General features: G+C 73.9%; 5 protein-coding genes and 5 pseudogenes. 7 read left to right on the top strand and 3 right to left on the bottom strand.

The window, feature by feature from the left end; genetic code table 11:
* Positions 1 to 165, top strand: a pseudogene (locus JNW87_RS28305) (pyrimidine reductase family protein); the annotation flags it as partial.
* On the opposite strand, the pseudogene JNW87_RS28300 reads toward JNW87_RS28305, so the two are convergent.
* Together JNW87_RS28300 and JNW87_RS28295 are read right to left on the bottom strand one after the other, a co-directional pair.
* Positions 162 to 833 (bottom strand): annotated as a pseudogene (locus JNW87_RS28300) (RNA polymerase subunit sigma-70); the annotation flags it as partial. The pseudogenes JNW87_RS28305 and JNW87_RS28300 overlap by 4 nt on opposite strands.
* 179 nt (positions 834 to 1,012) lie before the next feature.
* Positions 1,013 to 1,114 (bottom strand): annotated as a pseudogene (locus tag JNW87_RS28295) (sigma factor); the annotation flags it as partial.
* Between the two features lie 137 nt (positions 1,115 to 1,251).
* On the opposite strand from JNW87_RS28295, the pseudogene JNW87_RS40875 reads away from it, so the two are divergent.
* Positions 1,252 to 1,614, top strand: a pseudogene (locus JNW87_RS40875) (alpha/beta fold hydrolase); the annotation flags it as partial.
* A gap of 613 nt (positions 1,615 to 2,227) precedes the next feature.
* The gene (locus JNW87_RS28285; protein WP_238454705.1) at positions 2,228 to 2,731 is read left to right on the top strand and encodes a hypothetical protein; all 504 of its coding nucleotides are present in this window, start codon (positions 2,228 to 2,230) and stop codon (positions 2,729 to 2,731) included.
* On the opposite strand, the pseudogene JNW87_RS28280 reads toward JNW87_RS28285, so the two are convergent.
* Positions 2,661 to 4,291: pseudogene (locus JNW87_RS28280) on the bottom strand (hypothetical protein). The gene JNW87_RS28285 and the pseudogene JNW87_RS28280 overlap by 71 nt on opposite strands.
* 228 nt (positions 4,292 to 4,519) lie before the next feature.
* On the opposite strand from JNW87_RS28280, the gene JNW87_RS28275 reads away from it, so the two are divergent.
* The 4 genes from JNW87_RS28275 to JNW87_RS28260 all read left to right on the top strand — a co-directional run.
* Entirely contained in the window at positions 4,520 to 6,271 is a 1,752-nt protein-coding gene (locus JNW87_RS28275) for an ATP-binding protein (protein WP_109802979.1), read from the top strand.
* Positions 6,272 to 6,283: 12 nt separating this feature from the next.
* Positions 6,284 to 7,429: an exonuclease SbcCD subunit D gene (locus JNW87_RS28270; RefSeq protein ID WP_109802978.1), complete on the top strand. Its 1,146-nt coding sequence runs from the start codon at positions 6,284 to 6,286 to the stop codon at positions 7,427 to 7,429.
* Positions 7,430 to 7,553: 124 nt separating this feature from the next.
* Entirely contained in the window at positions 7,554 to 8,990 is a 1,437-nt protein-coding gene (locus JNW87_RS28265; RefSeq protein ID WP_238454704.1) for a transposase, read from the top strand.
* Positions 8,990 to 10,263, top strand: a 1,274-nt coding sequence (locus JNW87_RS28260) for an AAA family ATPase (RefSeq protein ID WP_238454703.1), incomplete at its 3' end; no start/stop codon positions are given. The genes JNW87_RS28265 and JNW87_RS28260, both read left to right, overlap by 1 nt.

Below are 10,263 nucleotides of genomic sequence, written 5' to 3'. Positions count from 1 at the left end.
CTGGCTCGGGCCGGGCCGCCCGGCCGGATCACCGCCGGGGACGCCGGCGCGCCCCGTCGGCTGCCGCTGCGGCACGTGCTCGCCGCCGCCGACGGGACGCTCATGCTGCGGTACGCCCGAGGCCCGCAGGAAAAACCTCCGGCCGGCGCCGCCCCCGCCGCCTAGGGCGGGTCCCGTCGGGCCGGACCACCGGCGGGTTCGCCCGGCCCCGGCGGCAGCGCGTCCGGCAGCCCGAACACCGGGAAGTGCGTCACCGCCACGAACGACGTGATCTCCGCGATCCGCGCGCCCCGCAGCGTCAGCACGTCGATCGACCACGGCAGGTGCGGGCCGGTCCCGCCCCGGCGCAGGTACGACCCGACCGCGGGCTGGCCGTTCGCGCTGGTCGGCAGGTGCCGCCAGCTCCCGCACCGGGTCAGCGGCACCTCGCGGGCGAAGTCGGCGACCGCGTCGAGGCCCTGGTACCAGTGCGGCATCGGCGGCATCGACCAGGTGACGTCCTCGGTGAGCAGGGCGATCAGGGCGTCGGCGTCGCCGTTCTCCAGCGCCGTGGCGTACCCGGTGACGATCTCCCGCAGGCGGGCGTCGTCGAGCTTGCGCAGGGTCCGCTGCTGACTGGCGGCGGGGACCCGCTCGGCCAGGACCCGGCGGGCCCGCGCGAGCGCCGAGTTCACCGACGTGGTGGAGGTGTCCATCATGGCCGCGATCTCCGCGGCGGAGAAGCCGAGGACGTCGAAGAGCAGCAGCGCCGCCCGCTGGTTGCCGGCCAGGTGCTGCAACGCGGCGACGAAGGCCAGCTCGACCGCCTCGCGCTGCTCGTAGCGTACGTCCGGGGCGGCCGGACCGGCGGCGAGGCCGGCATCCGGATACGGCCCGAGCCAGGCGACGTGGTGGCCGGACGGTTGTCCGGCACCGCGCGTTCACTCGCCGGGCCGAGGTCGACGGGCAGGGCCCGGCGGCGGCGACCCGCGAGGATGTCCAGGCAGGTACGGGTCGCCACCGTGTACAGCCACGAGCGCAGCGAACCGCGTCCCGCGAAGCCCGGCAGCCCCCGCCAGGCCCGCAGCAGGGCGTCCTGGAGGGCGTCGTCCGCGTCGTGGGTGGAACCGAGCATCCGGTAGCAGTGGGCGTGCAGTTCCCGGCGCAGCGGTGCGACCAGCGCGGTGAAGGCGGCCTGGTCGGCCGCGCCCGCCGCCCCCTTCCGGGAAGTCACGCTCACAGCGACGATTCTGCCCCAGGACGGGAGTCTGCATGGTGAACGCCATCGCCACGACCGGGAGGACCCCGATGAGCAGCATCTCCGCCGAGCATGTCACCGCCGCGACCCTGGAGGTCCCGGACGGGCGCCTCTACTACGAGGTACGCGGGCAGGGACCGCTGGTGGCCCTGGTCGCCGCCCCGATGGACGCCGGCGCCTTCGCACCGCTGGCCGACCTGCTGGCCGTGGCGCACACCGTGCTGACCACCGACCCACGAGGCATCAACCGCAGCGTCCTGCACGACCCCCACCAGGACTCGACCCCACAGCTGCGCGCCGACGACGTGGCCCGGCTCCTCGCCCACCTCGACGCCGGCCCGGCCGCGGTCCTCGGCTCCAGCGGCGGCGCGGTGACCGTCCTCGCCCTCGCCGAGGCCCACCCCGAGCAGGTGCACACGGTCATCGCGCACGAGCCGCCGCTGCTCGGCCTGCTGGCCGACCGCGCGGAACTCCTGGCCCGGGAGGAGGACATGATCGCCACCTACCGGTCGGGGGACCGGCTCGGCGCCGGGCGCAAGTTCCTCGCCAACGCGAACATCGAGCTGCCCGAGGAGATGATCCAGGCCATGTTCGGCGGCGAACCCGATCCGCGGGCGGCCGCCGACGAGCACTTCCAGTACGTCCACATGATCCGGGGGACGACCCGGTTCCGGCCCGACGTCGCCGCCCTGCGCGACGGTGCCACCCGCGTCGTCGTCGGCCTCGGCGAGCAGTCGACCGGTCAGATCTGCGACCGCACCTCGCGGGCACTGGCCGCGGCGCTGGGCGGCACCCCCACGATGTTCCCCGGCGGGCACATCGGCTTCGTCGAGGACCCGCGGCCTTCGCCGCCCGGCTGCGCGAGGTCCTCGCCGACCACTGAGACGCAGCACGACGACGGGCGCGGGCACCGGCGTAGTCGGGGTTCACCGGTGCGGACGGTCGCCGAACCCGCCCGCACCCGCCCCTTCGGCCCCATAGCCTGGGACAATGCGGTTCACATGGGCGGGCGACAGCGGCGCGGCCGGGGCCGGCCGTCCCCTGCTGGCCAGCGGCCTACTGGCCGGCGCCGGCCTGGTGGACGTGCTGTCGGTCTGGCCGTACACGGCGCGCAACCTGTTCACGGTCGAGACCGGTCAGGGCGTGTACCAGGTCAACATCACCGGCTGGGCGTGGCTGCACGTCGCGGTCGGCGCCGCGGTGACGCTCGCCGGCCTGCTGGCGTTGACCGGTCGACGCGGGACCGTTCCGCTCGCCGTCTGCTCCGCCACGGCGGCGATCGGCATCGACCTGCTGTTCCTGCCGTACGCGCCGATCCAGGCCGTCCTGGTGGTCGCACTCGACCTGGCGGCTGTCCGACTGCTGCTCCGCCACCGGCGCGCCGTCCCCGGTCGCACGCCGACCCCGCCCGGGGCGGATCGGCTCAGCGCGCCTCGCAGACCCGGCCGGTCCTCGCCGGGTCCCCCTCCCGGCTCGCCGACCACACCGGGTTGAGCGACAGCGCCAACGGCGGCGCCTGCCAGGCGGCACCCAGCCGCTGGAGCAGGCCGTACTCCCGGCGGGGCTGCTCCACCCGCTCGCCGGCCAGGAACGCGATCACCCGGTCCTCCACCATCCGCTGGCCGATCAGGCCGCCATGGAACGCGGGCTGCTGGTAGACCGGGATGCGGCTGTACTCCCCAGGCGGAGCCTCGGCGGCGCTGACCGTGGGCAGGAAGGCGATCATCCGGACGCCCGGCACCGGGCAGAGGGTGCGGTTGCGGTAGAACGGCGCGTCGATCAGCACCGATCGCACGAACGGCTCGTCGGGGTCGTCCTTCACCGGTTGCGGCCGGCCCGCCAGCCAGAACAGGGCGCGCAGCTCCCAGCCCGTCGCGACCCCCCAGCCCTCGTGCCCCGGGGGCGGGTAGTAGGTGCGCCCGGCCTGGACCAGCGGGCTGAACATCACCGCCGCGGTCACCGGGCCAGGGGGCAACTTCTCCAGGTAGTCCGGACCACCATGGAGCCCTCGCTCTGCCCGACCAGGGCCACCGGCCGGCCGGTACGCCGGTGCAGCGCGTCCACCTGGGCGGCGAGCAGGACGCTGCTGGAGTCGAGCGACCGGTGGGTGGCCGCCGGCGGGTACGGCAGGGGCCGACCACGCGCGTCCAGCCCCGCGTAGGAGAAGCGCTCGACCCGCGGGTCGGCGGGTGCTTCCCCCTCCCAGGCCGAGTCGTGCCCGTCGAGGACGATCACCGCGTGGTTGACCCGGTCGGGCAGCCGTTCGGTGAGGACCGGCGGCCGCCACACCCCCGGTCCGGGGGCGGCGATCCCGATCAGCGACTGGGCCCAGACCGCCCCCGCCATGGTGAGGACGATGGCGATGGGGGCAACCGGCGCCCGTCGCCAGCGCATCCGGGCCGGCAGCGCCGCGTCGGCCACGGTCCGTTGCCAGAGCAGCCCGTTCGCCACGCCGGCCAGGCCGGCGACCCCGACCGCCCACCAGCCGGGGGTGGTGGAGATCAGCGCGCCCGCCAGGGTCAGCAGCACGAAGTTCAGCGCCGACCAGCCGAACAGCTCGATCGTCGGCAACCCCCGCCACCAGCCGGCAACCACCCCGGCCCGGACGAGGAAGGGGGCGAGCACCAGCATCGGGCCCAGCGAGGCGAACAGGTACCAGGAGAGCGCCACCGCGGAGAAGGCGACGGAGAGCGCGGCCCAGGGGGAGATCACCACCGCGGCCAGCGCCGCGACCTCCAGGTTGCGCCGCACCAGCCAACCCCAGGCGGGGCGCGGCGTACCGGCCGGCCAGGCCAGCGCGGTCAGCCCGGCGGAGAGGAGTCCCCGGGCCAACGTGATGCCGAGCAGCCCGAGCACGAACGTGAGCCACGAGTCGTGGTAGACCAGCAGCCAGCGCAGGTCGTGGTACGAGTCGTACGGCCAGACGGCCGTGACCTGCGGGGCGAGTCCCCGGGCGGCGTGCAGCGGGACGGCGGCCAGCGCCGCCTGCTCGACCACCGGCGGCAGCCCGGCGAGGACGAGCAGCGCCACCACCCGGCCCCGTCTCGATCCCACGTCCGCTCCCCGCTTCCCCCGGTCCCTTGCAGGATCTCGCGGATCATGCCCGGCCGGGGCGGGAATCGCGCCACCCCGACACGCGGTGTGGTTGACCGACCCCGTTGCGCGAGGGCGCGGAGGACCTCGGGTGGCGTCCGCCGCGTCGCGTGGCAACCTGTCGCATCCCTCGGGCAGGATGCAGGTCGTGCCCCGCGACCGAGACGACCAGCTGACCGGAGTCCGCCGATGACCGACGACCTGCTCGACGGCTCCGGCGAGGGGGTCGGCCGGGTCCTCGGCACCGCCGACGCCACCCCGCTGACGTTCTGGACCGCCGTCGCCCCCGGCAGCTACCTCCAGCTCGACGACGTCGTGGTGACTCGCCGCGAGCTGCCCGACCGCGAGCCGGTGACCATCGCCGGCGTGGTCACCCAGGTCCGCGCCCGGCACGAGGGGGCGCAGTTCGACTCCGACGTCTTCGCCATCGCCGACGGCACCCTGCCGGCCCAGGTGCAGGAGGCCGCGGAGATCACCACCACCCGGGTCGACCCCGAGTTCTACGTGCCGCCCACCCCGGGTGCGGTGGTGCACCGGGCCGAGGGCGACGCCCGGGCCCGGGCGCTGCACTTCGACCGGATGGAACGGCGCATCCCGATGGGCATGGGCCGCGACGGCGTGCCGGTCTACCTCAACGCCGACTTCCTCGACGGCACCCGGGGCGCGCACATCTCCATCTCCGGCATCTCCGGGGTGGCCACCAAGACCAGCTTCGCGACCTTCCTGCTCTACTCGGTCTTCCGCTCCGGGGTGCTGGGCGGCGACGCGGTCAACGCCAAGGCGCTGATCTTCAACGTCAAGGGCGAGGATCTGCTCTTCCTCGACCACCCCAACACCCGGCTCGACGACGCCACCCGAGCCGGGTACGCGAAGCTCGGGCTGGACGCCGGCGCGTTCCCCGACGTGCGCGTGTACGCCCCGCCCCGGGTCGGCGACTCCTCCGGCACGCCGGACGTGAGCAGCCGGCTCACCGGCGTGGACAGCTTCTACTGGACGCTCGCCGAGTTCTGTGCGGACCGGCTCCTGCCGTACGTCTTCGCGGACGCCGACGACGAGCGCCAGCAGTACACGATGGTCGTCCACTCGGTCGCCGCCCACCTGGCCCGGTACGCCCAGCCCGCCGACGGCGGGGTCAGCCTGGACGGGGTCCGGCTGGGGTCGTACGCGGACCTGGTCGACCACATCGTCGAGCAGCTCAACGACGACGAAACCCGGTCCGAGTGGGCGGGCAGCGCGGTCGGGCTCGGCACGGTCAACGCGTTCGCCCGCCGGCTGATCGGCAGCAAGAAGGACCTGGGCCGACTGATCCGGGGCGACCTGGCCACCCGCCGCCCGCACAGCATCAACACCGCCGAGAGCGCCCAGGTCACCGTCGTCGACCTGCACAACCTCCCCGACCGGGCGCAGCGCTTCGTGGTCGGCGTGACGCTGAAGAGTGAGTTCGAGCGCAAGGAGAAGGCCGGCACCGCCAAGCCGCTGCTCTTCGTCGTCCTCGACGAGCTGAACAAGTACGCCCCCCGCGAGGGCTCCTCCCCGATCAAGGAGGTGCTGCTGGACATCGCCGAGCGGGGCCGCTCGCTCGGGGTGATCCTGGTCGGCGCCCAGCAGACCGCCAGCGAGGTGGAGCGCCGGATCGTCACCAACTCGGCGATCCGGGTGGTCGGCCGGCTCGACCCGGCCGAGGCGTCCCGCCCCGAGTACGGCTTCCTCCCGCCGGCCCAGCGGCAGCGGGCCCTGCTGGCCAGGCCGGGCACCATGTTCGTCAACCAGCCGGACATCCCGGTTCCGCTCTGCCTGGAGTTCCCCTTCCCGGCCTGGGCGACCCGGGTCTCCGAGGCCGGCCGGGCCCCGTCGGAGACGCTGCGCTCGATCACCCAGTCCGCCGACCCGTTCGCCGTGGTCGGCTCCGGCGCCACCACCGACGACGACATCCCGTTCTGAGGTGACCAAGCCATGAAGATCCTGCACACCTCCGACTGGCACGTCGGCAAGGTCCTCAAGGGACAGTCCCGGGCCGAGGAGCACAAGCAGGTGCTGGCCCAGGTGATCGAGATCGCCCGGGCCGAGCGTCCCGACCTGGTCATCGTGGCCGGCGACCTGTACGACACCGCGGCGCCCAGCCCCGATGCGACCCGGCTGGTGACCCGGGCGCTGACCGCGCTGCGGCGCACCGGCGCGGACGTGGTGGCCATCGGCGGCAACCACGACAACGGGCCGGCCCTCGACGCGCTGCGCCCCTGGGCCGAGGCGGCCGGCATCACCCTGCGCGGCGGCGTCCGGGACAATCCGGCCGAGCACATCATCGACGGCGTCACCGCCGACGGGGAGCGCTGGCAGCTCGCCGCGCTGCCCTTCCTGTCCCAGCGGTACGCGGTCCGCGCCGTGGAGATGTACGATCTGACCGCTGCCGAGGCCAACCAGACGTACGCCGACCACCTCGGCCGGGTCCTCGCCCGGCTCACCGAGGGCTTCACCGAGCCCGACCGGGTGCACCTGGTCACCGCCCACCTGACCGTGGTGGGGGCGAGCACCGGTGGCGGCGAGCGGGACGCGCACACCGTCCTCGGCTACGCCGTGCCGGCCAGCGTCTTCCCGGGCACCGCGCACTACGTGGCGCTCGGCCACCTGCACCGCTCCCAGCGGGTCATCGGCCCCTGCCCGGTCCGCTACAGCGGCAGCCCCCTCGCCGTCGACTTCGGCGAGCAGGAGAACGTCGGCTCGGTGACCGTGGTCGAGGTGACCGCCCGGACCGCCGCCCAGATCCGGGAGGTGCCGGTGCCGGGGGCGACCCCGCTGCGCACCGTGCGGGGCACCCTGGCCCAGCTCGCCGAGATCGAGGCGCCGGAGGGCTGGCTGCGGGTGTACGTCCGCGAGCAGCCCCGCGCCGGGCTGCGCGAGGAGGTGCAGGAGCTGCTCCCCCGCGCGCTGGAGATCCGGATCGACCCGGAGCTGGTCCCGGCGCCGGGCAGCGGCACCCGCACCGCCCAGCGGGCCGGCCGGTCGCCGCGCGAGCTCTTCGCCGACTACCTGGGCAGCCGAGGGCACGTCGACGAGGGCGTCCAGGAGCTCTTCGACGAGCTGCTCGAGGAGGTCGACTAGTTGTCGGCTCTCTCTGCTTTGAGGACATGCTGGCGGTCGTGCGCGCCTTTCGTGTCTGCTGTGTGGGTTGCGACGCTACGTGAAGGAACTCGAAAGGGGCGGATCTGACCGTGGGGGGCGAGCGGTGAAGGTCACCCGGATTGCTTACTCGGCGCGCCTGAACTCCGGTAAGTGCGCGGCGTTGTGGGAGCAGGCCCGTCGGTTGGGTCCGGTTCGCAGTGAGGTGTGGCAGCGTTACCGCTCGATTAGTGGAGTCGGGTCCGGCCTGAGGGACCGGCAGGTGCGGGACCGGTGGTTGGTCGACGGCACGCATGTGCGGTTCGGTGTGCTGGCGAATGCGTGGAAGGAAACGGTCCGCGACGCTATGGCCGACATCGCGACGAACCTGGCCTCGGCCAAGGTGCAGGTCCGCCGGGCGGTCTTCCGGCGCACGGGCGATCCTGGCGAGCGCAAGCGAATGCTGGCCGCGCTGGCGGCTGACCGGTGGGCTGGTGACCCGTTCCTGGCTCGGCAGACGCGCAAGCACTGGAAGCGTGGCCGCAACCGCACGCACGATCAGATCGTGGTGCGCGCCGACCAGCACAACACCGCCACCGACGGGCGCGGCCAGTTGTGGCTGGCGGTTCCGGGTCTCCAACGCCGCCAGATGGTGAGAATCCCGCTGTCCACGACCGTCGCCCCGACTGGCACGCTGCGGCTGATCCTGCGCGGCGGCCGGGTCGAGGTGCACTACCAGATCGACGCGTCGCAGATGCGGTCGTCGCAGCGGCCGTGCGGCGACGCGACGGTCGGCGTCGACAAGGGGTACACCGAGGCCCTGACCGATTCCGATGGCGTTCGCCACGGCAGCCGCCTCGGCGAGTTGCTGACCAGCGAGTCGGACCGGTTGAAGGAACGTAACCGGCGTCGGGCGAAGCTGCGCTCCATAGCGAACACCGCCGCCTTGCGTGGTGACCACGCGAAGGCACGTCGGATCACGGTCAACAATCTCGGGACGGTCAAGCGGGACCGACAGGCCGCCCGCCACCGCGCACGGGTGCGTACCGAGATCTTCACCGCAGTGCACCGGGTCGTCGACAAGGCCGCCACCGTGGTCGCCGAAGACCTCACCAAAAGGATCGCCGGGCGCAAGAGGCTCGGCAAGAACGTCAACCGGCGCCTCGCCGCGTGGACCAAAGGGGTCACCGCCGAGGCCCTAACAAACGTGTCGGAGCGCAGAGGTTCTGCGCTCGTGCACGTCAACGCCGCCTACACCTCACAAGCCTGTCACCGCTGCGGCCGGCTCGGCCGACGCAACGGGGACCGGCTTCACTGCACCTCGTGCGGGGTGGTGTGGCAGGCCGACGTGAACGCCGCGATCAACATCCTGCAGCGAGCAGGCGACCCCGACATCGCCCTGCACACCCCGCACCACGCAGTGAGGCAGATCCTGCAGGAAAGGACCGATCGCCACCGGACCAGACTGCCGGTCCAGGACTCCAGCCCGGCCACCGCCGAGCGGAGAGCGAGACATCCGAACCGCTCACTCATGAGCAACAGTAGGAAGCAGGTCGACCGCTGATGCGACCGATGCGCCTGGACATGGCCGGGTTCACCGTCTTCCGCGAGGAGACCACCGTCGACTTCACCGACGCCGACTTCTTCGCCCTGGTCGGGCCGACCGGCTCCGGCAAGTCCACGGTGCTCGACGCGATCTGCTTCGCCCTCTACGGGACCGTGCCCCGCTGGGGCGGCACCCGGGGCCTGGCCAACGCGCTCGCCCCGTCGGCCACCGAGGCCCGGGTCCGGCTGGTCTTCGAGTCCGCCGGCGACCGGTACGTCGCCACCCGGGTGGTCCGCCGGGACGGCCGGGGCGCGGTCAAGACCGCCAACGCCGGGTTGCAGCTCATGCCCGCCGGTTTCGACGTGACCAAGCTGGACACCGGGCTCAGCCCGGACGATCTCGGCGAGGTGGTCGCCGGCACCCCCGCCGAGATGGAGGACGCGGTGCTGGCGGCGGTCGGGCTGCCGTACGAGCAGTTCACCTCCTGCGTGGTGCTGCCGCAGGGCCAGTTCGCCGACTTCCTGCACGCCAAGCCCGCCACCCGGCAGCAGATCCTGGTCAACCTGCTCGGCCTCGGCGTCTACGAGGAGGTGCAGAAGCGGGCCACCGAACGCGCCGCGCAGGCCGAGGCGAAGCTGGAGGCCGTGGACCGGATGCTCGCCGGGCTCGCCGCCGTCGACGACGAGACGGTGGCCGGGGCGCAGGCGCAGGTCGACCGGATGCGGAAGCTGGCCGGGGCGGTGGCGGTGGCCGTACCGGAGCTGGAGGGGGCGCGGGCCACGGCGCGGGAGGTGGCGGCGGCGCTGGCCGCGCTCGACGCGGAGCTGACGGTGCTGGCCGGGGTGCGGGCGCCGGACGGCATCGCCGAGCTGGCCCGCGCGGTGACCACGGCGCGGGCCGCGGCCGACGAGGCGGTCGCGGCGGTGGCGCTCGCCGAGGAGCGGGAGGAGAAGCTCCGCGGCGAGCTGACCGCGGCGGGCGACGAGAGCGCACTGCGCCTGCTGCTGAAGGCGCACGCCGACCGGGACCGGCTGACCGCCGAGGCGGAGACGGTCCGGGCGGCGGTGACCGCGGCGCAGGCCGAACACGACGCGGCGGCGCAGGCCCTGGCCGAGGCGCGGGCCGCGGCCGAGCGGGCGGACGCGGAGCTGGAGGCGGCGTTCCGGGCGCACGAGGAGGCGAAGGCCACCGACCAGGCCGTGGCCCTGCGGGCCCACCTGGTGGACGGCGCGCCCTGCCCGGTCTGCGAGCAGGTGGTGTCCCGGGTGCCGGCGGTGCCGGCCGGCTCGGC

Source organism: Micromonospora sp. ATA51, assembly GCF_016802855.1.
GTDB lineage: Bacteria > Actinomycetota > Actinomycetes > Mycobacteriales > Micromonosporaceae > Micromonospora > Micromonospora sicca.
Note: the sequence above shows the minus strand (reverse complement) of the source record. Positions and strands in the feature narration are given on the sequence as shown.

Coding starts and splice junctions, on each gene's coding strand:
- JNW87_RS28275 (WP_109802979.1), top strand. CDS start 4,520: ATGACCGACGACCTGCTCGACGGCTCCGGCGAGGGGGTCGGCCGGGTC.
- JNW87_RS28285 (WP_238454705.1), top strand. CDS start 2,228: ATGCGGTTCACATGGGCGGGCGACAGCGGCGCGGCCGGGGCCGGCCGT.
- JNW87_RS28270 (WP_109802978.1), top strand. CDS start 6,284: ATGAAGATCCTGCACACCTCCGACTGGCACGTCGGCAAGGTCCTCAAG.